Genomic DNA, 21,602 nt, shown 5'->3' with positions numbered 1-21,602 from the left:
TTATGCTGATTTAAACACCAGAGGGAACCACCATGCGCCTGACGTCAAAAGGTCGATACGCAGTTACAGCTATGCTGGACGTTGCGCTTTTTACGGCAAATGGTCCTGTGCCGTTAGCGGACATTTCTGAGCGTCAGGGAATATCTCTGTCGTATTTAGAGCAACTGTTTGCGCGTTTGCGTAAGCACGGACTGGTGGACAGTGTGCGTGGTCCGGGCGGTGGTTATCGTCTGGGTTGCCCGGCAACCGATATTTCTGTTGGTGCGGTCATTCATGCCGTTGATGAATCTATTGATGCGACTCGTTGCCAGGGTAAAGCTAACTGCCAGGGCGGTGAGCGTTGTTTGACGCATTCGTTGTGGGAAGGCTTAAGTGACCGCATAGCGGACTTCCTGGACGGCATTACCTTGGCTGAACTGATGAAAAAGCGCGATGTTGGTGATGTTCTGAGTCGGCAAAATTCACTTCATAATAAAAGTGAAGAAGAGATTAAGTTAAACTCACATCTTTAATATTGTCTTTAGTTTGTCAGGAGCAACGAAGTGCCCAAGCTACCCCTTTATTTTGATTATGCTGCAACCACCCCTGTAGATCCTGTTGTAGCAGAGAAGATGATGGGCTGTTTAACTCAGGATGGTCTCTTCGGAAACCCCGCGTCACGTTCACATAAATACGGCTGGCAGGCTGAGGAAGCCGTTGATGTTGCCCGGCATCAGGTTGCTGATTTAATCAATGCCGACGCGCGCGAAATTGTGTTTACCTCCGGCGCTACTGAGTCGGATAACCTGGCAATAAAAGGTGCGGCTCAGTATTACTCGGCTAAAGGCAAGCATATCATTACGCTGAAAACTGAACACAAGGCAGTATTAGATACTTGCGGTCAGTTAGAAAAAGAAGGCTTTGAAGTTACTTACCTGGACGTTGGCAGCGACGGACTGCTGGATATGGATTTGTTCCGCTCAGCTCTGCGTGAAGACACCGTCCTGGTAAGCGTTATGCTGGTTAATAATGAAGTTGGCGTTATTCAGGACATTGCTGCTATTGGGCAACTTTGTCGTGAAAATGGCACCTTATTCCACGTTGATGCTGCCCAGGCTTCCGGTAAAGTTTCTATGGATATGGCTGAGTTGCCGGTCGATTTAATGTCACTTTCTGCTCACAAAATGTATGGCCCTAAAGGTATTGGGGCGCTCTATGTGCGTCGTACGCCCAGAGTTCGGCTACTTGCGCAAATGCATGGCGGCGGTCACGAACGGGGTATGCGTTCAGGTACCTTACCAACCCACCAGATTGTCGGCATGGGCGTTGCGGCTGAAATTGCGCGTAATGAGCTGGAGCTGGAGCCTGTGCGGGTTAAAAACCTGCAGCAGCGGTTATGGAAGGGTGTTAGTCAGTTAGAAGGCGTAACCCTGAATGGCTCTGACCAGCAACGAGTTCCGCATATTACCAATATCAGCTTTGCCGGAGTTGATGGCGAACTGCTGCTAATGGCGTTAAAAGATCTTGCGCTTTCGTCGGGCTCGGCCTGCACGTCGGCCAGCGTTGAACCTTCGTATGTGCTGAGAGCATTAGGCGTTGAACATGAGCTGGCAATGAGCTCATTGCGCTTTAGTATTGGCCGTTACACGTCCGAAGACGATATCGACAGTGCAGTAGAGCTTATCCACCGCACTATCGGTACCTTGCGAGGGGCTGCTTAGTCTTTCAGCAGGCCGGCAAAGGTTTTGCGGAATTTAGCCAGCTTAGGTGAAATGACCGCCTGACAATACGGGTTTTCCGGGTTTCTGGCGTAGTAGTTTTCGTGGTAATCCTCCGCCGGATAAAAGGTCCCTAACTCGGTGACTTCCGTTACTATAGGCGCTGCAAATGCATCGTCAGCCTCTAGCTCTGCAATAATTTTCTCGGCTTCTCGTTTTTGCTCGTCATTATGATAGAAGATTGATGTGCGATATTGCGTGCCAACATCGTTACCCTGGCGATTCACCTGAGTAGGATCGTGCAGGGTGAAAAAGATTTCTAAGATTTGACGGTAAGAGATCTGCTTCGGATCGTACTGGAGTTGAGCGACTTCTGCGTGGCCCGTGTTTCCCGTGCAAACTTGTTCGTAAGTGGGGGTTGGCGTATGACCACCCGTGTAGCCGGATTTAACCGACTGAATGCCTTTTACCTGAAGGAAGGCAGACTCAACACACCAGAAGCAGCCGCCGCCCAGAGTAGCTTGTTGGTATTCATTGTTCGCCATGTCAGAACTCCTTATCGTCAAATAGACGTCTATATGGCTAATTTGTTTTAGGCATCCTAGCTGAGAATAAGTGAAAAAACAATCACTGGGTATTCGATTTCTGTGCTGATCTCACGTATAATCCGCGCGACTAATTTATCCCTTTATTTTATTGGAGTTTATAACCATGGCTTTAGAGCGCACTCTATCAATTATCAAGCCTGATGCAGTTGCAAAAAACTTAATCGGCGCTATCTACAACCGTTTTGAATCTGCGGGCCTACGCATTGTCGGTGCTAAAATGATGCACTTAAGCAAAGAACAGGCGGAAGGTTTCTACGCTGAACACAAAGAACGTCCTTTCTTTGGCGCTTTGGTTGAATTCATGACTTCAGGTCCTATCGTTGTTCAGGTTCTTGAAGGTGAAGACGCTGTGCGTAAAAACCGTGACATTATGGGTGCTACGAATCCTGCAGAAGCACTGGCAGGAACTATCCGTGCCGACTATGCTGAAACTATAGACGAAAATGCGGTACACGGTTCAGATGCAACTGAATCTGCTGCGCGCGAAATCTCTTACTTCTTCAGCGACGAAGAAGTTTGCCAGCGCACTCGTTAAGACGTAAGAAAATATGGCCTGACGGAAACGTCAGGCTACATCAGAACACTGGAGCTTTATGACCAACGCAATAGATAAAAAAGTGAACTTACTCGACCTGAATCGTGAGGGGATTAAAGAATTCTTTCGTGAAATGGGTGAGAAACCGTTTCGTGCCGAACAGGTTATGAAATGGCTGTATCACTTTTGTGTCGATGACTTTGATGAGATGACGAATCTCAATAAAGCTTTGCGTGAAAAGCTCAAGCAAGTAGCCGAAATTCGCGCACCTGAAATTCGTGAACAACAGCAGTCGTCAGATGGCACCATTAAGTTCGCGATGACTTTGTTTGACGGTCAGGACGTGGAAACGGTATGGATACCCGAAGGTGACCGCGCTACTTTGTGCGTGTCTTCTCAGGTTGGGTGTGCTTTAGAGTGCACTTTCTGCTCAACAGGGGCTCAGGGCTTTAACCGTAACCTCAGCGTGGCAGAAATTATCGGCCAGGTGTGGCGGGTGAACCAGCTTTTAGGGGCTTATGGAAAAACCGGAATTAAACCCGTAACGAACGTTGTCATGATGGGCATGGGTGAACCACTGCTTAACTTAAACAATGTTGTTCCGGCAATGGAGTTAATGTTAGATGACCTGGGCTTTGGTTTATCAAAGCGTCGTGTCACTTTAAGTACTTCCGGTGTTGTTCCCGCATTGGAAAAGTTACGTGAACGCATTGATGTCATGCTGGCTATTTCTCTGCATGCACCAGACGATGAACTCCGTAACGAAATTGTACCTGTTAATAAGAAGTACAATATTGAAGAATTTTTGGCATCCAGTCGTCGTTATGTTGAGCAGTCAAAAGCTCAGCGTAAAGTAACGGTAGAGTATGTCATGCTGGACCATGTGAATGATTCAACTGATCAAGCGCATGCGCTGGCGAAAACATTAAAAGATACCCCAAGTAAAATTAATCTTATTCCGTTTAACCCGTTCCCGGGCTCGGACTACGGCCGTTCCAGCAACTCGCGTATTGACCGTTTTGCTAAGGTACTGATGGAATATGGGTTTACTGTAATGGTAAGAAAAACCCGGGGTGACGATATTGACGCAGCTTGCGGACAATTGGTCGGCGATGTCATTGATCGTACAAAACGCATACTGAAGCGTCAGCAGAAACAGCGTGGTGGAGAAGCAATAGCTGTAAAGACCGCGTAAATTAACAGAATCGCAGGCACAAGGAGTGTGATAATGCGAGCCGCTTTATTATTGATAGCCGTAGTGCTATATGGTTGTACCGCTAACCCTGAACAGTCGGTTTCTGAGGGTAAAGATGTACGGTTGCAGCTGGGACTTGCTTACTTAGCGCAAGGGAAGTTAAAACTTGCGCATCCACATTTGCAAACCGCATTAAAGAATAACCCTCAGTCTCTGGATGCCAACCTTGCCTTAGGGCAATGGTATTTATCGACAAATGACGTTGATTCAGCTTTGTCACTTTACCAACAGGCATTATCATGGCAACCTATGAGCGGTGCATTGTACAATAACTATGCGGTTGCACTGTGTGTGGCTGGTGACTGGAAAACAGCACTGACGTATTTTGATAAAGTGAGGTTGGATAGTAAGTATTCACATCACGACCGGGCCAGGAAAAACAGAGCCGAATGCCTGGCACGAGGAAGTCACGACGCAGCTCAACCATAACAGGGAAACCCCTTACAATCATGACTGCTGAAAACGAACCAACACAAGATAACGAAAAAACAGAACCTGAAGCGGTAAAAGAAACAGAACAAATGCCGAGCAAGGGTCCTGGACAAATACTAAAAGAAGCTCGTGAAGCAAAAGGCCTAAGCCAACGCGAGGTTGCAGACCAACTGCGTTTGAGAAAGCAGATCATTGAGTTGCTGGAAGTCGATGACTACTCAACTTTTTCGACGCCTACTTTTATTAAAGGTTATTTAAGAGCTTACGCCAAGTTACTGGATCTGGACGACACTGAGTTATTTCAGGCCTACAAGGCAAAAGGCTTTCAAGAAGTCCAAAGTAGCCAGATGCAGAGCTTTTCACGACGTAAGAAGCATCAGGAAAACGATAACCGCTTAATGCTGATTACATACGTGGTCATTATTGTTGTTATTGCCTTAGTTATTTGGTGGTGGCAGGAGCCTGATCTTGGTTTTAATGAAAAAGCTAACGGCACTCAGGAAAGTTCAGAAGTTGCTCCGACGGATGCGGATGGTGAAGCCGACAGTGTTGGCGGTATTGAAATTTCGAATCAGCCGACCGAGCCACAAATTCGGCCTGACGAAGAAGACGCGGTATTAGAGTCAGATGTTGAAGCCGAAGACACTAACGTTGCTGTTGAATCTGTTCAGGAACCGACTGCAGAAGGCGAAGAACTGAATAGCGAGTCGACGGGCGACACCTTAGCAGGTGCTGAGCCGATTACCGAAGAGACAGATAATGATTCGTCTCTTGAAAGTGCTGAAGAAGCTACCCCTGAAACTCAGTCAGCAGAAGCTGATGCTGAGCCTGTGGAAGCCGCTCAGGTGGCGGCAGAGCAATCTGAGCAGCCTGAAGCGAGTTCACCCAGTTTGGTTTTAGACTTTAATGAAGAATGTTGGGTAAAAATAGATGACGCCACCGGTGAAACTCAGGCCGTTGGTGTTAAAGCAGCGGGCTATCGCATGCCGGTACCGGGCGAGGCTCCATTTTCGATTACACTATGTAAACCAGAAGCAGTTAACGTAAGTTTTAACGGTAATGCAGTTGATATGAGCCAGTTCCGTACGGGCCGTGTTGCGCGCTTTACCGTGCCGACAGAGTAGTAGAGGTCAATTTAAGGTTATGATGCACGAAAATCCAATTAAACGCCGTCCTTCACGCCGTTTGTATGTAGGTAATGTACCTATTGGCGATGGCGCACCGATTGCTGTGCAGTCTATGACAAATACTGAAACAACCGATGTTGATGCTACCGTTGCTCAAATTGATGCGTTGGCTCAGGCCGGAGCTGATATTGTCCGGGTTTCGGTACCGACAATGGAAGCGGCTGAAGCTTTCAAACAAATCAAATTACGCAGCCCTGTTCCTCTGGTTACTGACATTCACTTCGATTATCGCATAGCGCTAAAAGTTGCTGAATACGGCGCTGACTGTTTACGCATTAACCCGGGCAACATTGGCCGTGAAGACAGAATTAAAGCTGTCGTTGATGCTGCGCGTGAGCGCAACATTCCAATTCGCATCGGTGTTAATGGCGGGTCGTTGGAAAAAGATTTACAGGAAAAGTACGGTGAGCCAACGGCTGAAGCCTTAGTTGAGTCTGCCATGCGGCATGTCGATATTCTCGACAAACTCGACTTTCACGACTTTAAAGTGAGCGTTAAAGCCTCCGATGTGTTTTTAGCCGTTGATTCCTACCGTCTGCTTGCGAAGAAGATAGACCAGCCACTGCACTTAGGTATTACCGAAGCGGGTGGTAAACGCAGCGGCGCCGTTAAATCGTCAGTAGGCTTAGGCATGTTGCTGGCTGAAGGTATTGGTGACACGCTTCGTGTTTCGCTAGCGGCCGATCCGGTTGAAGAAATTAAAGTGGGATTCGATATTCTGAAGTCACTGCGCATTCGCGCACGTGGTATCAACTTTATTGCCTGCCCAAGTTGCTCACGTCAGGAGTTTGATGTAATTAGCACGGTTAATGAGCTGGAACAGCGTCTGGAGGATATAACCACGCCTATGGATGTTTCGGTAATAGGCTGTGTTGTTAATGGTCCGGGCGAAGCCTTGATATCTCATGTTGGTCTTGCCGGCGCTAAAAATAAAAGTGGTTTGTATATTGGTGGTGCACGTCAGAAACAACGTTTAGACAACCATAATTTAGTGGATGAGCTGGAAGCGCAAATTCGCGAGCAAGTGAAGTTTATTGAAGCTAATAAAATTGACGTAAAAGAAATTAACGGTTGATTTTACCCGCATCGACAAAGTCCTTATAATACCCGCTTATTTTCTGTATCGATAACCAGACGAGAAGGTTCCGTGGCGAATACAATACAAGCAATTCGTGGCATGAATGATTTGTTGCCAGAGCAGAGTCCGGCCTGGCAGCAGGTTGAAGCAGTAATACGCCGTGTTGCTGCAAGCTACGGCTATAGCGAAATCCGTATGCCTGTGCTGGAAAGTACGCAACTTTTTAAACGTTCAATTGGCGAAGTAACGGATATTGTCGAGAAGGAAATGTACACTTTCGACGACCGTAACGGTGAAAGTGTCACTTTACGCCCTGAGGGAACGGCCAGCTGTGTTCGTGCAGGGAACCAACACGGTTTGCTGTATAACCAAATTCAGCGTTTGTGGTACATGGGACCCATGTTCCGTTACGAACGCCCGCAAAAAGGCCGTTATCGTCAATTTCACCAATTTGGTATTGAAACCTTTGGTTTAGAAAGCGCCGATGCCGACGCTGAAGTCATCCTGCTTTCTGCCAGGCTATGGCGTGAGTTTGGTATTGCGGATCAGGTTGAACTGCAACTGAACTCTTTAGGGTCTAATGAAGCACGGGCGAATTATCGGGATGCGTTGAAAAATTACTTATCTGACTACATTAGCGAGCTGGATGAAGACAGTAAACGCCGGCTGGAAAGCAACCCGCTGCGTATTCTGGATAGTAAAGATGAAAACACTCAAAAGATTCTTGAAGGTGCGCCAAGCCTGTCCGAATACTGGGACGCAGAATCGAAAGAACACTTCGAGCAATTAACGGCTCGCCTGGAAGCGGCTGGTATTTCCTATACCCTGAACGAACGTTTGGTGCGTGGTCTGGATTATTATAACCGTACCGTGTTTGAATGGGTAACCACAGCCTTAGGTGCTCAGGGTACTGTTTGTGCAGGCGGTCGTTATGATGGTCTGGTTGAACAGTTAGGCGGTAAAGCAACGCCTGCGGTTGGCTTCGCAATGGGTATGGAACGTCTTGTGCTGCTACTGCAGGAGCAAGAAAAGCTGACCCCAAGACGAGTCGTTGATGCTTACTTAATGCCGTTAGGCGAAGAAGCGGAACTAAACGCCCCGCGAATTGCCGAACAGCTGAGAAATGAGTTACCGGAACTGCGGCTGGTAAGCCACTGTGGCGGCGGTTCCATGAAAAAGCAAATGAAAAAAGCTGATAAGTCGGGTGCTGAAGTTGCTCTGATTATCGGTGCTGATGAAATCGCTCAGCAGCAAGTAACGGTAAAACCGTTGCGTACTGCTGAAGAACAACAAACTCTGGGCTGGCAGGCTCTTATAGAATTCCTGCAGCCGCTGACAAGAGGGTAGTCAGGTGGATAATACCGAAGAACAACAAGTAGAACGTTTAAAAGAATTTTGGAAAGAACACGGTAAAGGTATTGTTGCCGGTGTTGTTATTGGTTTCGGTCTTTTCTATGGTTGGCGCTACTACGACCAGCACACGTTAGAAACACAGGAGCGTGCGTCAGCTAACTATGAGCAATTAACTTCGGGGTTGTCCGAAGGTAGCGAGAACGCCGTACTCGAAGCTCAAAACTTTGTCAGCGAAAACCCAGGAAATGTGTACGCACAGCTTGTTGCGTTCCAATTGGCACAGCATGCAGCTGAACGCGCTGACCTGGCAACAGCCGTTACCGTTTTACAATCCGTTGTAGATAACGCAGATGATGAAAACATGTCGGCTTTGGCGAGCATTCGTTTAGCTCGGGTGTTAATTGCTCAGGAACAACTGGACACGGCTTTAAGCTTGGTTCAAAAGCCTCTACCTGAAGCTTACGCTGGTTTTGCGGCGGAGTTGGAAGGTGACATACTTGCTGAGCAGGGCAATACCGAAGAAGCCCGAGCAGCTTACGAACGCGCATTGCAGGCAGGTGAGTCATTGACTCCGGCTTTGCAAATGAAACTCAACAGCCTGGCTAAGTCATAATGCAATTGATTAAACGCTTTATTAAAGGCAGCTTATTATTTTCTGCCACTCTTCTTGTTACCGGTTGTTCTATTTTTGGTGACGATGACGAAGAACCGAAATTTGCTGAGTTACAGCCCATTTCTTCGGAAGTACAGCCAAGAGTTTTATGGGATGCCTCTGTTGGTAGTGGCATAGGAGAGTATTTTTCCCGACTGAACCCTGTGGTTGAGTATGGCAAAGTTTTTGCCGCTGATCGTAATGGAATAGTCAGTGCTTTTGATAAATCCACAGGTGAGCGCTTATGGCGAATTGATTTACGTCAGAGTATTCAGTTTGACCAGGCAACCGATGAAGGTTGGTTTGGCGGTATTTTCTCAAGCCCATTCCCTGCGCGTATTTCAGGTGGTTTAGTGGCGAGCTACGACCGCGTTTTTCTGGGAACAGAAAATGGTGATGTCGTTGCACTAAATGCTGAAAGCGGTGACATTGTCTGGCACACAGAAGTCAATAACGAAGTCATGTCAGATCCTGCTGTCGGTGAAGGACGCGTTGTTGTGCATACTGGTGGCGGAAAAGTTATTAGCCTGGATGCGGAAACTGGCGAACAGCAATGGGAATATGAGTATCAGGCTCCAATGCTGACAGTTCGTGGCGCATCTGCGCCTGCTATTATTAGTGGCGGTATCGTTGTTGGAGACAGTAATGGTACAGGCATGATACTTATTGCCAATAATGGACAGCAGGCATGGACTCAAACCATTGGTAAGCCAAGCGGAAGCAATGAGCTCGAACGCCTGGCGGACGTTGATGCGAAGCCTGCTGTTCAGGGTACTACATTGTACATGATTGCTTTTAACGGTGAGCTGGTTGCGCTGGAACTAAGAGATGGCGAAGTACGCTGGAAGCGAGATTACAAAGCCTTTGAGAATATGCTGGTAACCAATGGTCGGATATTTTTAACTGATGTGAAAAGCCACGTTTATGCACTTGAGCAAAGCGGTGGTGTAGAACGTTGGGGTAATTCACAGCTGTTCGGACGTGAGTTAAGTGCGCCTGCATGGCATCGCGATTACGTTGTTGTCGGTGACTTTGAAGGTTACTTGCATTGGTTAGATAGCGACAGCGGCAATATTGTAGGCCGTTATGAAGTCGGTGGTGACGGTGTTTATGTAGCCCCGGTTGTTGATGACAACATTATGTATGTACAGACTCGGGACGGTGATATCATCGCGCTCGATATTCAATCAGGAAATTAATAAGAGATGTTACCTGTTGTCGCGCTGGTTGGGCGCCCAAATGTGGGGAAATCCACGCTTTTTAATCGTTTAACGCGGACACGCGACGCACTGGTAGCGGACTTTCCCGGGTTAACCCGGGATCGTAAATACGGTCAGGCAAATTACGACGGTTTTCAGTTTATTGTTATTGATACCGGTGGTATTCATGGCGATGAAGAGGGCATTGATGAAGAAATGGCAAAGCAGTCCCTGCTTGCTGTTGATGAAGCCGATGTTGTGCTCTTTATGGTCGATGCCCGCGACGGTGTGACCGTTGGCGACCAAGCTATTGCGGAACATTTGCGTAAGCAAAATAAAAAAGTTTATTTAGTCTGTAATAAAATTGATGGCATCGATGCGCACTCTGCGATGGGCGACTTTTATTCGCTGTCTTTGGGTGAACTCTATGGTATCGCTGCAGCTCATGGGCGAGGAGTTGAGCAGTTATTAGAAACCTGTTTTAGACCAATAGCAGAAGACTATCCCGATGTTATTGTGCCCAAGGACGTTGAGTCTGAAGAGCTTGAGCATGACGAGATCGATTACGACAAGCTGCCGTTAAAGCTGGCTATTGTTGGTCGTCCTAATGTTGGTAAATCAACTTTAATTAACCGAATACTGGGTGAGGAACGGGTTGTTGTCTATGACATGCCGGGCACCACGCGTGATTCGGTTTATATCCCCATGCAGCGCAACGAGCGCGAATATGTCCTGATAGATACGGCCGGAGTGCGTCGGCGAGGTCGTATTGGCGAGGCTATTGAAAAGTTCTCTGTGGTGAAGACATTGCAGGCGATTGAGGATGCAAACGTTGTCCTGATTGTTGTTGATGCGCGTGAGACTATCAGTGACCAGGACCTTAACCTTATTGGCTTTGCATTAAATGCCGGCCGTTCAATTGTTATTGCAGTGAACAAGTGGGATGGTCTGCAAAACGACCACAAAGAAGAGATAAAGCGCGAGCTTGACCGCCGCTTAGGTTTTGTCGATTTTGCACGGTTACATTTTATCTCTGCTTTGCACGGTACTGGTGTAGGGCATTTATTCGAGTCAGTGGAAGAAGCCTACAAAAGTGCAACTCAGCGAATTAGCACCTCTAAGCTGACTAAAATTATGGAAATGGCGCAGGAAGAACATCAGCCGCCATTGGTTAGCGGCCGTCGGGTGAAGTTAAAGTACGCGCATGCCGGGGGCTATAACCCACCACGTATTATTATTCATGGTAATCAGGTTAAGGATTTACCTGGCGCTTACCAGCGTTATCTCATTAATTACTTCCGTAAAGCGCTGGGCGTAATGGGAACGCCGATAAAAGTGGAATTCCGTGAGCCGGTTAACCCGTACGAAGGAAAGAAAAATCAACTGACGCTATCGCAGCAGCGAAAGCGCAGACGTTTGATGAAGTTTCTGAAAAAGAAAAAGTAGTTTTGATAGAAAAAAGCCTGCAAAAATTGCAGGCTTTTTTATTGATTAATTGAAGTCTGAAGGTGCAAAGCGATATTCCGTCAGGCAATAATCGCAAGTCATGACAATTTCACCCTCCTGCGCCAAAATTTCCTGAATTTCTTCAGGGCTTACTGACGCCAAAGCTTCTAATGTTCGTTCACGCGAACAACCACAAACAAAGCTGACACCTTGTGATGGGTACAGATGGACTTTTTCTTCGTGATAAAGGCGATGCAACAACTCTTGAGCAGGCAAGGTATAAATTTCTTTTGCCGTAATAGTGTCGGTCAGAGTTGCCAGGTGCTCAAAGCCGCTTAAGTCTTTTCCGGTAGCGGGTAAGCGCTGCAGTAACATGCCGGCAGCATGCTCGCCGTCGGCGTGTAACCAGACCCGGGTGTGTAGCTGTTCGGACTGTTCAAAGTAGTTTTCCAGCATGGTGGCAATTGAGTCGGCGTCGGCACTTACGACACCCTGATAGCGCTCACCGGTATCCGGCGTTAAAGTGATAACAAGCTGTCCTTTGCCTATCATTGAGCGCAGATCTGTAGCTCCAAGCTCGCTTCTTAAGCGTGCAATGCCCCGAAGTTCCTGATTATGGTTACCATTAACTGCGATAAAATTAAGTGGTCCATCACCCTGAAGCTGAACGGCTATGTGGCCGTTAAATTTTAATGTTGCCGTCAGTAAGGATACTGCCGCCATCATTTGCCCCAGTAACTCCTGAACCGGTGCCGGGTAATCGTGACCACGAATTAAGGTTTGGTAACTGCTGGTCAACTGAACGAGTTCACCGCGCACATCGTGCTCTTCGAAGGTGTAACGTGACAATTGATCAGTTGGGTATTCCATGGACACTCCTATTTATCGACGACAGGGGCTTACTCGCCGCTATCTTTCATTCTGATAAGTTGACGGCGCTGCTTCTTATCCGGCCGTCCTTCCGGGTGCGGATTATACAACGCATTAAGCTTTCTTGCTTCAGCATTTTGTTCGCGCTTTTCAACGCTTTCTGCGGTTTCCTGATAGAGTAGCTGAGCTTCACTTGCGCCGCGACGCTGCTCACTCAAAGCCATTACTTCGACTTCTTTGGTATCAAAGCCCTGGCGCAAAGTAATAACAGCACCCACCTGTACAATTTTTGAAGGCTTGCTACGCTGCCCGTCATAATGTACTTTGCCTGACTGAATCATTTGCCGGGCAAGTGCTCTGGTCTTATAAAACCGGGCTGCCCATAGCCATTTATCAAGGCGAATAGAGTTCTCTTTTCGATTTCTTGTCATAAAAACGCAACGAATTCGTTATAAACTTTGTGTTAATCGATTGTTGACTCATGTTGCCTGCGCTAGAATGCATGAATCGTCTTTTGTCAGTGTAACAAGAATAAGAATAAAGTGACTGTCCGACTCAAACAAATATTTACAGATCCTCAAATGTGGCGCAGATTAATGCAGGCGCTCACGGCATTCGCGTGGTTTTTGGTCGCAGTACTACTGGCGCGTTTTACCTGGTCTTTAATTAATCCGGCTGAACCGGAGGGAACTGCGGTTCTGCCTAAAGTGACGGTTGACGTTGCGGACAACCGGAATACTGACTTAAGTAGCTTAAAATCATTAAACTTATTTGGCGCCGCTGAGCGAAATGACCGTTCAACTAATACTCGTAACGCGCCAAAAACATCATTAAACGTGCGCTTAATTGGGGTTTCTGCCAGCTCTAATCCAGAGCGTTCAGCCGCTATTATCCAGCAAGGAACTAAGCAACAAACCTATGTTATTGGTGAGAACCTTGGTAGCTCATCCGTCACTGTTGAAGAAATTCATGCTGACCGTGTCATTCTTGATAATAACGGACGTTTAGAAACTCTGGAAATGGAAGACATTGGCGAAGATAGACCGGCACTATCGCTGGTTATTGATGGTTCAGGAAATGGCGACGGGGCTTTGGTTCCGGAAGATGACGAAGGCTCTAATGCTGATGAAAGCAACTTGTCAGACGATGCCAGTGTTGAGGAGCAGCTGGCTCAGGTCGCTAATAATCCTTCTTCTCTACTGGATTACGTGAGTATTTCGCCGGTACAGGCGAATGGTGAACTCAAAGGGTATAAATTAAATTCGGGAAAAAAACCTGAATTGTTTCGGGACGCAGGTTTTCAAAACGGTGACTTAGCAGTAGCCATTAATGGCTATGACCTGACCGATATGGAGCAAGCAATGCTGGCCAGTCAGGAACTCTCAGAGCAAAAGCAAGTCAGTATCGAAATTGAGCGCGACGGTGAACGTATGGAGCTGTCGTTTGAGCTACCGGTAAAACAGGATAATTAATATGAACGTGGCGAAGAGTGGCTTAAAAGCATGGCTGGGAGCCTTGGGGATAACTTTAACCCTTATGAGCTCGCCTTTAAGCAGCGAAGAGTATGCCGCTAGTTTCAAAAATACCGACATCAACGAATTTATTCAGGTGGTTGGACGTAACCTCGAGAAAACGATCATTATCGATCCAAACGTCAGAGGCAAAATTGATGTTCGCAGCTACGATGTCATGAATGAAGAGCAGTACTATCAGTTTTTCCTGAATGTGCTTGAAGTTTATGGTTTTGCCGTTGTCGAGATGGAATCTGGCGTGTTGAAAGTGATTCGTGACAAAGACGCAAAAACCTCGTCTCTGCCTGTGTTGGACAGAGACACCCGCGGCTCAGGCGACACCATGGTAACTCGTGTTGTGCCGGTAGAGAACGTATCAGTACGTGAGTTGGCTCCTTTGCTTCGCCAGTTGAACGATCAAAGCGGTGGCGGCATGGTCGTTAGCTATGACCCCTCCAATGTGATTATGATGACGGGTCGTTCAGAAACTGTGCAGCGTTTAGTCGAGATTATTGAGCGCGTTGATCAGGCAGGTGATCAGGACGTTGACATGATCAGTCTGGAGTATGCATCGGCAAGTGAAATTGTGCGTATTGCCCAGTCGCTTTATGAAAAAAATAACGAAGGTGTGCCAGCCCTGCTTATTCCCAAAATTGTTGCTGATGAACGTAGTAACAGCATTATAGTCAGTGGTGAACCTCGCGCCCGGGCTCGCGTTGTTAAATTGATAAAACAGCTCGATCAAGATTTAAAAACCGAAGGTAATACGCGAGTTTTCTACCTGAAATATGCTAAAGCGCCAGAAGTGGTTGAAGTATTGAAGAACGTCAGCAGCTCTATTCAGGCAGAAGTTGAGCAGCAGACCAGTAGTGGTAATAACAATCAACGTCGCCGCAGCGGTGGGGATGAAACCGTTAGTATCAGCCCGCACGAGCCGACTAACTCGGTTGTTATTACAGCGCAAAAAGACATGCTGGCGTCACTGGAAAAGGTGATTCGGGAGTTAGATATTCGCCGGGCTCAGGTTCAGGTCGAGGCTATCATTGTTGAGATCATGGAAGGCGACAATGTTAATTTTGGTGTGCAATGGATTAGCGAAGATGGTGGCATGGTGCAGTACAACAATGGTAACCAGGTTCCCATTGGCAGTTTGGCGGCTGGGGCTTATCAGGCTCGTGAAAGGCCAGGAACCACCACCACTCGTATAACGGACGGCGGTGTCGAAGTTACGACGACAGAACCCGACGAGCCAGGCGATATTTCGTTGTTGGCGAATTTACTCGGATCGGTAAACGGTATGATGTTCGGCACCATTCAGAACGACTGGGCAGCGGTGGTTCAGGCCGTTACTCAGGATACTCGTTCAAATATTCTGGCAACGCCAAGTATTGTTACCGTCGATAATGAGGAAGCGAGTTTTCTGGTTGGTCAGGAAGTACCGACCATTAGCGGTTCGACTACCGGCGACAACAACGACAACCCATTTCAGACAGTTGATCGCACCGAGATAGGTATCAAGTTAAAAGTAACCCCTCAGATAAACGAGGGTGACGCCGTGCAAATGACGATAGAGCAAGAAGTTTCCAGCTTGAGTGGTGCGACAGCGGTTGATGTTATTATTAATAAGCGTGAACTGAAAACAACAGTGATGGCTGACGATGGCGAAACCATTGTATTGGGCGGCTTGATTGATGAAGACGTGCAGGAGTCGGTATCTAAGATTCCTTTGCTGGGTGATATTCCGTTTTTAGGTAAATTATTCAGTTCAACATCGACTTCTAAGCAAAAGCGAAATTTGATGGTATTTATCCGTCCGACAATCGTGCGTGACGGTAATCGTATGCGTGAGCTGAGCTCGGCTAAGTACAACTATATGCGAGCTTTACAGTTAGATGAGCGTGCGCGCGGTATTTCTTTGATGCCAACCGAAGATTCTCCATTGTTAAATGACTGGGATAGTGAGTTAACCTTGCCGCCGGGGTTCGATGAATACCTGAAGAACAAAGGTGAAGCTGACAACGACAACAATGAGTCGACAAATGACTGAAGCTAGTGCCATTGCAACAACCCGCCTGCCTTTTGGCTTCGCTAAGCGTTTTGGCGTGGTCGTGGAGCATGGCGAGCCCATGATTTTGCATTGTCGCGCCGGTATTTCTGCAGCCGCATTGAAGGAAGTCCGGCGTGCTATGGGGCAGCCGGTAACAATAAAAGAACATGCAGCCAGTGACTTTGAAAGTCTGTTAACTCGTGCTTATCAACGTGATTCATCCGAAGCCAAACAATTGATGGAAGATATTGGCAACGAGTCGGACTTGTTTTCACTGGCTGATGAATTACCGCAAACGGAAGACTTGCTGGAAAGTGAAGACGACGCGCCTATTATTAAGCTCATTAACGCTATGCTGAGTGAGGCGATAAAGGAAGGGGCTTCTGATATTCATATCGAAACCTTCGAGAAAGCCTTATTAATTCGCTTCCGTATTGACGGTGTATTGCGTGAAGTACTTCGGCCAAACCGCAAGTTGTCGTCGCTGCTGGTGTCACGAATAAAGGTTATGGCGCAGCTGGATATCGCTGAAAAGCGGGTGCCTCAGGATGGCCGTATCTCATTATTAATTGCCGGGCGGGCGGTAGATGTGCGTGTTTCGACCATGCCGTCGAACCATGGTGAGCGGGTGGTACTGCGTTTATTGGATAAAAACAACGCGCGGCTCAATTTAACTGAACTGGGAATGACTGACGAGAACCGGAAAATTTTCCAGGAACTGATTTATAAACCGCACGGTATTATTTTGGTGACTGGCCCTACGGGGTCGGGTAAAAGTACGACCTTGTATGCAGGCCTTAGCGAGATCAACTCAAAAGACCGTAACATTCTGACCGTAGAAGACCCGATAGAGTACGCTATTGATGGCATTGGTCAGACTCAGGTTAACCCTCGTGTTGATATGACTTTCGCTCGCGGACTTCGTGCTATTTTGCGTCAGGACCCTGATGTTGTAATGGTCGGGGAAATACGAGACGTTGAAACGGCACAAATTGCTGTTCAGGCGTCCTTAACGGGCCACCTGGTACTTTCTACTTTACACACCAACACCGCTGCAGGTGCTATTACCCGTCTGGAAGACATGGGCGTTGAACCGTTTCTGCTGTCCTCCAGTTTGCTGGCTGTGTTGTCCCAGCGTTTGGTGCGAACACTTTGTACTGAGTGCAAACAGCCGCATGAGCCAGACGACGAAGAAAAAAATATGCTGGGGCTCAGTGCCTCAGATACCAGCGTAATTTATCGGGCCGGTAGCTGCGAACGTTGTAATCATACGGGTTACCGTGGGCGGACCGGTATTCATGAATTACTGGTTGTCGATGATCATGTGCGTGAGTTAGTGCATAACGGGCACGGTGAGCAGTCTATTGAAAAGTACATTAGACAGTCGACTCCGGGCATTCGTCAGGATGGTCTGGCAAAAGTACTGAAAGGCAAAACAACGCTGGAAGAAGTGCTGCGGGTTACCCGCGAGGAGTAAAGGGTGGCAGCATTTGAATACCAGGCTGTTGAAGCTAACGGCAGAAAGAAAAAAGGGGTTTTAGAAGCTGACACTGAGCGTCAGGTGCGCCAGTTGCTGCGTGAGCAGGGCTTAATGCCATTGAGCATAGCCCCCGCGGCTGATCAGGACAGAAAAAAAACCTTAACGCCGCGTTTCGGCTTGCCTCAACGTAAAGTTAAAGCTCAGGATTTAGCGCTTATAACACGTCAGTTGTCTACGCTGGTGGGTTCTGCACTTCCTATTGAACAGGCACTGCTGGCTGTTGCGGATCAAACCGAGAAGCCGCGGTTGAAAAAGCTGCTAATGTCGGTGCGAAGTAAAGTCGTTGAAGGTTACGGACTGGCCGAAGCCATGTCTGAGTTTCCCGGGGTATTTGACTCCTTATATACGGCCATGGTGGCTGCCGGGGAAAAGTCCGGGCATTTAGACACCGTACTGGACGAGTTGGCAAACTATACTGAGCAGCGGCAGCACATGAAAAGCCAGTTGACTCAGGCGCTTATCTATCCGCTCATGCTGACTTTGGTTGCTGTTGGTATTGTTGTCTTCCTGTTGGTTTCTATTGTGCCGCAGATAGTCGATAACTTCTCCACTATGGGACAGGAATTACCCCCTACAACACTGGCGATGATTGCCATAAGTGAGTTCTTGCAGAACTGGGGGCTGTGGTTGTTAATAGCTATCGCCTTAGTTTTGGTGGCTTTTAATCAGTGGCTGCGAAACGAAAAAAACCGTCTGAAATATCATCGTCGACTGTTAAAACTTCCTATGCTGGGCAAGGTCATAAGAGGGGTAAGTACGGCGCGTTTTGCCAGAACACTCAGTATTTTGACTTCTTCTGCTGTTCCGCTGCTTGACGGCTTGCGCATTACATCGTCAGTGATAGGCAATTTAGCCATACGGCAGGCTGTCGATGAAGCTGCTGACCGTGTGCGCGAGGGTTCTTCAATGCGAGGTGCGCTGCAGGAAACCGGGTTATTTCCACCTATGATGCTGCATATGATAGCGGCTGGCGAGAAGTCAGGTGAACTGGAGCAGATGCTGAAACGCTCGGCAGATAACCAGGATAAAGAATTTGAGAATTTGGTATCGGTCAGTTTAAAGGTATTCGAGCCGGTGCTCATTGTGACTATGGCCGGTATCGTATTCTTTATTGTGCTGTCTATCATTCAACCCATTTTACAATTAAATAATAGTGTAGGGCTTTAGCTATGAGACGTAATCAATCAGGTTTTTCATTAGTCGAAGTAATGGTCGTTATTGCCATTATCGGTATACTGGCGACTATGGTGCTACCCAATGTTCTGGGCAATCAGGAAAAAGCGAATGAACAAAAAGTTATCGCTGACATTGTTGCGTTAGAAAATGCATTGGCACAGTATCACCTCGACAACGGCATGTTCCCAACGACTGAGCAAGGTCTTGAAGCTTTAGTCAACGAACCAAACTTAGATCCTCAGCCGCGTAGTTACCGTCGTGGTGGCTATATTCGCCGGTTACCACAAGACCCCTATGGTAATGACTATCTGTTATTGAACCCGGGCCAGTATGACGACGTTGATATTTTCTCGCCGGGTCCTGATGGGCAGCCGGGCACTGATGATGACTTCGGCAGCTGGATGATTGGCAACAACGACCGTGATCAATAAGCGTCGTCAGTTTGGTTTTACCTTAATTGAAGTCATGCTGGTGATGGCCATCCTGGGCCTTATCGCCAGCGCTGTTGTGTTTACCCTGCCAGGCGGTGAGCGTGGCGGAGATTCTCCTCATAACGCTGCTGTTGCGTTACGTCAGCAGCTTAACTACGCACGCGAATATGCCATGGTCAGGCAGCAACCTGTTGGTCTCAAGTTTCATGAGAACGGATATCGTTTTTTATTCTGGCAGGACGAACAATGGAAAGAGAAGAGTCCCCGCGGTTTGCGGGCCCAGAAGACCGAATGGCCAATGCGCTGGAAGTTTACCAGTCGGGGTATAGCCATACTTGAGCAAAGTGAGTCCTTAGAGAGTGGTCTGTTCGCGGACGACAGTGACGATGACAGTCTGGTTCCCGATATTCTGATTCTTCCAAGCGGCGAGATGACATTGTTTAGTGTTCATATTGAACACTTAAACGAGCCTGAAGCGGAACGCTGGCTGATTGCACAAAACAGTTGGCTGATTAGTATCTCTGAAGAGGCTCCGGAGTAGTTATGCGGCTAATGCGAGGGTTTACATTAATTGAGGTGATGGTCGCTTTATCGGTCTTTAGTCTGGCTGCTTTGGCGGCGTTACAAGCGGCCAGTGGACATTTGACCGGGTTAAGTGCCCTGCAGGATAAAACCTTCGCACAGTATGTGGCCTCTAACCGTCTGGCTGAGCTTTCTATTGAAAACAACTGGCCGCTGGAAAACGGACGAAAAGGCCAGCAAGAACAAGCTGACATTACCTGGTACTGGCAACAACAAGTGACCGAAACCGTAACGCCAAATGTAGTTGCGGTAACGATAAAAGTGATGAAGAGCGAAAACGGCCGTGAACACTTTCGGCTAACCCGTTACGTGCGTAAACCGGATTCAGCGGGAGAGTCTCGCAATGGTCGCTAACTCTGCAAACAGAGGGTTCACCTTAGTTGAGGTGTTGGTCACCATGGTGATATTCGCCATCATCGGTATTGCGAGTTTTCAAGTGCTGAACCAAATGGTCAGCACAGAAGAGCAATCGCAGAAACAACGTGATCAGCTAGAGCGTTTGCAGTTTAGTCAGTTGCTGATGCAGCAGGATATTCGCCAAATGGTCGCTAAACCGACGCGGCCATCGGCTATGGAAGTTACGCATCAGTATTTAAGTAACGACCCAAGATACTTTGAATCAGACGGCGGCGTGCTGGCGTTTGTCAGAAGCGGTTTTGATAACCCCGGCTATATTCTGCCGCGCAGCGAATTGCAGCCTGTGGTTTACCGCCTATGGGAGGGTGATTTACAGCGTGTCACAGAGACATTTGTTAATGACCGCTCATCAGAGCCGTCAATTCAGACGCTGTTAGAAGATGTGAATGAACTCTCTTTTCGGTTTTATCGCAGTGAGACCGGGAGTCGCTCGAATCAGGACACAGAAGAGGGCTGGAGCGATAGCTGGGAGAGTGCAGGTGACTTACCTCAGGCGGTTGAAGTTACCATTGGCAGTGAAACCTTTGGCACGATTAGGCGGGTGTTTCTGATTGCTGGTGTTGGTCAGTTAGCAGTTGATGATTCTGAGGGGGATCGAGGTGCCAACTAACTTAACCCGGTCGTCGCAAAAGGGAGCGGCACTGATAACAGTCCTGCTGGTCATTGCTTTAGTATCGGTTATTGCCGTCAATTTAGGTGGCAAACTACAGTTGCAAATAACCCGCATGGGAAATCTGCAACAAGCTGAGCAGGGCTACTGGATGTGGCTAAGCGCCGAAGATGTTTTAAAAGAAGTGCTTAAAACAGAGCTCGATGAGAATGATGGTGTCGCCCATAGTGAACAAAACTGGGCGGGTCGCAATGGGCCTTTCCCTGTCGAGGGCGGCCAAATCGCTGCACGAGTAAATGACTTATACAGCTGCTTTAATCTAAACAGTTTGAGTGCTGACGCGGAAGATCCAGGCACACTGGAAAAGCGCAAACGCCAATATAAAGCCTTGTTACAGGCATTAGATATTGATAACTATCAGGCCGAAATTTTGACCGACAGTCTGGTAGACTGGATAGATGAAGATAGCGAGTTATCGGGAAGCAATGGTGCAGAAGATCCAGACTACGAAAGCTTACCTAAGCCTTATCTTGCGGCAAATAGTCACTTGCTGGACTTGAGTGAGCTAAGAATGGTGCGTGGTTACAGTGCTAAAATTGTTAATAAACTGAAGCCCGTTGTTTGTGTTATTCCTAATGAATCTGAATTAAAAATAAATATAAATACACTGGAACAAGAGCAGGCAGCGGTGCTGACAGGCGTGACAGAAGGTAAGTTGTCAATTGCTGATGCTATGTCGCTTTTGGCCAATAGGCCGGAGCAGGGCTACGAGTCGGATGAAGAGTTAACCGAATTAGCTGAGCTTGAAAATGTTCGTTCTGAACTGGAAAGTGACCTTTCAGAGCTGACGGTAAAAAGCGAGTATTTCCAGCTGGTTGCGATGATCCAGTGGGGCGAGGTAGAGATGAGAGCGCGCTCGGTATTACATTTAAACCAAGGTCGAGTACAGACATTGTACCGGGCGATGGGAGATTAG

At 47.7% G+C, this 21,602-nt stretch carries 23 protein-coding genes; 20 read left to right on the top strand and 3 right to left on the bottom strand.

The window, feature by feature from the left end; translation table 11 throughout:
- The first annotated feature begins 32 nt into the window (after positions 1-32).
- Both iscR and ACP7FG_RS10295 read left to right on the top strand, forming a co-directional pair.
- Positions 33-512, top strand: a complete 480-nt coding sequence (gene iscR / locus ACP7FG_RS10300; protein WP_054489344.1) for a Fe-S cluster assembly transcriptional regulator IscR — start codon at positions 33-35, stop codon at positions 510-512.
- Between the two features lie 30 nt (positions 513-542).
- The gene (locus ACP7FG_RS10295; RefSeq protein WP_439226313.1) at positions 543-1,700 is read left to right on the top strand and encodes an IscS subfamily cysteine desulfurase; all 1,158 of its coding nucleotides are present in this window, start codon (positions 543-545) and stop codon (positions 1,698-1,700) included.
- Here the strand turns inward: ACP7FG_RS10295 and msrA are convergent.
- Positions 1,697-2,242 (bottom strand): peptide-methionine (S)-S-oxide reductase MsrA, encoded by a 546-nt coding sequence (gene msrA / locus ACP7FG_RS10290; RefSeq protein WP_439226312.1) that lies wholly within the window; start codon positions 2,240-2,242, stop codon positions 1,697-1,699. The genes ACP7FG_RS10295 and msrA overlap by 4 nt on opposite strands.
- 166 nt (positions 2,243-2,408) lie before the next feature.
- On the opposite strand from msrA, the gene ndk reads away from it, so the two are divergent.
- From ndk to der, 9 genes are all read left to right on the top strand, one after another.
- The gene (gene ndk, locus ACP7FG_RS10285) at positions 2,409-2,840 is read left to right on the top strand and encodes a nucleoside-diphosphate kinase (protein WP_011235266.1); all 432 of its coding nucleotides are present in this window, start codon (positions 2,409-2,411) and stop codon (positions 2,838-2,840) included.
- Positions 2,841-2,898: 58 nt separating this feature from the next.
- The gene (locus ACP7FG_RS10280) at positions 2,899-4,035 is read left to right on the top strand and encodes a bifunctional tRNA (adenosine(37)-C2)-methyltransferase TrmG/ribosomal RNA large subunit methyltransferase RlmN (protein ID WP_054489338.1); all 1,137 of its coding nucleotides are present in this window, start codon (positions 2,899-2,901) and stop codon (positions 4,033-4,035) included.
- A 33-nt stretch (positions 4,036-4,068) separates the two neighbouring features.
- On the top strand, positions 4,069-4,524 hold the full coding sequence (locus ACP7FG_RS10275) for a tetratricopeptide repeat protein (RefSeq protein ID WP_054489336.1): 456 nt from the start codon (positions 4,069-4,071) through the stop codon (positions 4,522-4,524).
- Between the two features lie 20 nt (positions 4,525-4,544).
- The gene (locus ACP7FG_RS10270) at positions 4,545-5,651 is read left to right on the top strand and encodes a RodZ domain-containing protein (RefSeq protein ID WP_439226311.1); all 1,107 of its coding nucleotides are present in this window, start codon (positions 4,545-4,547) and stop codon (positions 5,649-5,651) included.
- A 19-nt stretch (positions 5,652-5,670) separates the two neighbouring features.
- Positions 5,671-6,789, top strand: a complete 1,119-nt coding sequence (gene ispG / locus ACP7FG_RS10265; protein ID WP_054489331.1) for a flavodoxin-dependent (E)-4-hydroxy-3-methylbut-2-enyl-diphosphate synthase — start codon at positions 5,671-5,673, stop codon at positions 6,787-6,789.
- 72 nt (positions 6,790-6,861) lie between these two features.
- Entirely contained in the window at positions 6,862-8,139 is a 1,278-nt protein-coding gene (hisS, locus tag ACP7FG_RS10260; RefSeq protein WP_439226310.1) for a histidine--tRNA ligase, read from the top strand.
- 4 nt (positions 8,140-8,143) lie between these two features.
- Positions 8,144-8,758 (top strand): YfgM family protein, encoded by a 615-nt coding sequence (locus ACP7FG_RS10255; RefSeq protein WP_417447962.1) that lies wholly within the window; start codon positions 8,144-8,146, stop codon positions 8,756-8,758.
- Positions 8,758-9,996: an outer membrane protein assembly factor BamB gene (bamB, locus tag ACP7FG_RS10250; RefSeq protein ID WP_439226309.1), complete on the top strand. Its 1,239-nt coding sequence runs from the start codon at positions 8,758-8,760 to the stop codon at positions 9,994-9,996. The genes ACP7FG_RS10255 and bamB overlap by 1 nt, the downstream gene beginning before the upstream one ends.
- A 6-nt stretch (positions 9,997-10,002) precedes the next feature.
- Positions 10,003-11,442, top strand: coding sequence for a ribosome biogenesis GTPase Der (gene der, locus ACP7FG_RS10245; RefSeq protein ID WP_439226308.1), 1,440 nt, complete (start codon positions 10,003-10,005; stop codon positions 11,440-11,442).
- A gap of 45 nt (positions 11,443-11,487) precedes the next feature.
- Here the strand turns inward: der and hslO are convergent, their stop codons facing one another.
- Positions 11,488-12,312: an Hsp33 family molecular chaperone HslO gene (gene hslO, locus ACP7FG_RS10240; RefSeq protein ID WP_439226307.1), complete on the bottom strand. Its 825-nt coding sequence runs from the start codon at positions 12,310-12,312 to the stop codon at positions 11,488-11,490.
- A gap of 29 nt (positions 12,313-12,341) precedes the next feature.
- Entirely contained in the window at positions 12,342-12,743 is a 402-nt protein-coding gene (gene hslR / locus ACP7FG_RS10235) for a ribosome-associated heat shock protein Hsp15 (RefSeq protein ID WP_439226306.1), read from the bottom strand.
- A gap of 150 nt (positions 12,744-12,893) precedes the next feature.
- On the opposite strand from hslR, the gene gspC reads away from it, so the two are divergent.
- Genes gspC through gspK form a run of 9 tightly spaced genes read left to right on the top strand, consistent with a single transcriptional unit; the run spans position 12,894 to position 21,602 of the window.
- Positions 12,894-13,784 (top strand): type II secretion system protein GspC, encoded by an 891-nt coding sequence (gene gspC / locus ACP7FG_RS10230; protein WP_439226305.1) that lies wholly within the window; start codon positions 12,894-12,896, stop codon positions 13,782-13,784.
- 1 nt (position 13,785) lies between these two features.
- Positions 13,786-15,870, top strand: coding sequence for a type II secretion system secretin GspD (gene gspD / locus ACP7FG_RS10225; protein WP_439226304.1), 2,085 nt, complete (start codon positions 13,786-13,788; stop codon positions 15,868-15,870).
- Positions 15,863-17,347 (top strand): type II secretion system ATPase GspE, encoded by a 1,485-nt coding sequence (gspE, locus tag ACP7FG_RS10220; protein ID WP_054489314.1) that lies wholly within the window; start codon positions 15,863-15,865, stop codon positions 17,345-17,347. Before gspD ends, gspE begins: the two co-directional genes overlap by 8 nt.
- Before the next feature lie 3 nt (positions 17,348-17,350).
- On the top strand, positions 17,351-18,577 hold the full coding sequence (gene gspF / locus ACP7FG_RS10215; RefSeq protein WP_054489312.1) for a type II secretion system inner membrane protein GspF: 1,227 nt from the start codon (positions 17,351-17,353) through the stop codon (positions 18,575-18,577).
- A 2-nt stretch (positions 18,578-18,579) separates the two neighbouring features.
- The gene (gspG, locus tag ACP7FG_RS10210; protein ID WP_054489310.1) at positions 18,580-19,017 is read left to right on the top strand and encodes a type II secretion system major pseudopilin GspG; all 438 of its coding nucleotides are present in this window, start codon (positions 18,580-18,582) and stop codon (positions 19,015-19,017) included.
- The gene (gene gspH / locus ACP7FG_RS10205) at positions 18,992-19,558 is read left to right on the top strand and encodes a type II secretion system minor pseudopilin GspH (RefSeq protein ID WP_439226303.1); all 567 of its coding nucleotides are present in this window, start codon (positions 18,992-18,994) and stop codon (positions 19,556-19,558) included. The genes gspG and gspH overlap by 26 nt, the downstream gene beginning before the upstream one ends.
- Before the next feature lie 2 nt (positions 19,559-19,560).
- Positions 19,561-19,953, top strand: coding sequence for a type II secretion system minor pseudopilin GspI (gene gspI, locus ACP7FG_RS10200; protein WP_222235695.1), 393 nt, complete (start codon positions 19,561-19,563; stop codon positions 19,951-19,953).
- Positions 19,943-20,626 (top strand): type II secretion system minor pseudopilin GspJ, encoded by a 684-nt coding sequence (gspJ, locus tag ACP7FG_RS10195; protein WP_439226302.1) that lies wholly within the window; start codon positions 19,943-19,945, stop codon positions 20,624-20,626. Before gspI ends, gspJ begins: the two co-directional genes overlap by 11 nt.
- The gene (gspK, locus tag ACP7FG_RS10190) at positions 20,616-21,602 is read left to right on the top strand and encodes a type II secretion system minor pseudopilin GspK (RefSeq protein ID WP_439226301.1); all 987 of its coding nucleotides are present in this window, start codon (positions 20,616-20,618) and stop codon (positions 21,600-21,602) included. The genes gspJ and gspK overlap by 11 nt, the downstream gene beginning before the upstream one ends.

The organism is Idiomarina sp. ST10R2A5 (genome assembly GCF_051842325.1).
GTDB lineage: Bacteria > Pseudomonadota > Gammaproteobacteria > Enterobacterales > Alteromonadaceae > Idiomarina > Idiomarina abyssalis.
Note: the sequence above shows the minus strand (reverse complement) of the source record. Positions and strands in the feature narration are given on the sequence as shown.

What these genes read in the sequence shown, in the direction of transcription:
- iscR (WP_054489344.1), top strand. Translation starts at nt 33, where the DNA reads ATGCGCCTGACGTCAAAAGGTCGATACGCAGTTACAGCTATGCTGGAC.
- msrA (WP_439226312.1), bottom strand. Translation starts at nt 2,242, where the DNA reads ATGGCGAACAATGAATACCAACAAGCTACTCTGGGCGGCGGCTGCTTC.
- ndk (WP_011235266.1), top strand. Translation starts at nt 2,409, where the DNA reads ATGGCTTTAGAGCGCACTCTATCAATTATCAAGCCTGATGCAGTTGCA.
- ACP7FG_RS10280 (WP_054489338.1), top strand. Translation starts at nt 2,899, where the DNA reads ATGACCAACGCAATAGATAAAAAAGTGAACTTACTCGACCTGAATCGT.
- ACP7FG_RS10275 (WP_054489336.1), top strand. Translation starts at nt 4,069, where the DNA reads ATGCGAGCCGCTTTATTATTGATAGCCGTAGTGCTATATGGTTGTACC.
- ACP7FG_RS10270 (WP_439226311.1), top strand. Translation starts at nt 4,545, where the DNA reads ATGACTGCTGAAAACGAACCAACACAAGATAACGAAAAAACAGAACCT.
- ispG (WP_054489331.1), top strand. Translation starts at nt 5,671, where the DNA reads ATGATGCACGAAAATCCAATTAAACGCCGTCCTTCACGCCGTTTGTAT.
- bamB (WP_439226309.1), top strand. Translation starts at nt 8,758, where the DNA reads ATGCAATTGATTAAACGCTTTATTAAAGGCAGCTTATTATTTTCTGCC.
- der (WP_439226308.1), top strand. Translation starts at nt 10,003, where the DNA reads ATGTTACCTGTTGTCGCGCTGGTTGGGCGCCCAAATGTGGGGAAATCC.
- hslO (WP_439226307.1), bottom strand. Translation starts at nt 12,312, where the DNA reads ATGGAATACCCAACTGATCAATTGTCACGTTACACCTTCGAAGAGCAC.
- hslR (WP_439226306.1), bottom strand. Translation starts at nt 12,743, where the DNA reads ATGACAAGAAATCGAAAAGAGAACTCTATTCGCCTTGATAAATGGCTA.
- gspC (WP_439226305.1), top strand. Translation starts at nt 12,894, where the DNA reads ATGTGGCGCAGATTAATGCAGGCGCTCACGGCATTCGCGTGGTTTTTG.
- gspD (WP_439226304.1), top strand. Translation starts at nt 13,786, where the DNA reads ATGAACGTGGCGAAGAGTGGCTTAAAAGCATGGCTGGGAGCCTTGGGG.
- gspE (WP_054489314.1), top strand. Translation starts at nt 15,863, where the DNA reads ATGACTGAAGCTAGTGCCATTGCAACAACCCGCCTGCCTTTTGGCTTC.
- gspG (WP_054489310.1), top strand. Translation starts at nt 18,580, where the DNA reads ATGAGACGTAATCAATCAGGTTTTTCATTAGTCGAAGTAATGGTCGTT.
- gspI (WP_222235695.1), top strand. Translation starts at nt 19,561, where the DNA reads ATGCGGCTAATGCGAGGGTTTACATTAATTGAGGTGATGGTCGCTTTA.
- gspJ (WP_439226302.1), top strand. Translation starts at nt 19,943, where the DNA reads ATGGTCGCTAACTCTGCAAACAGAGGGTTCACCTTAGTTGAGGTGTTG.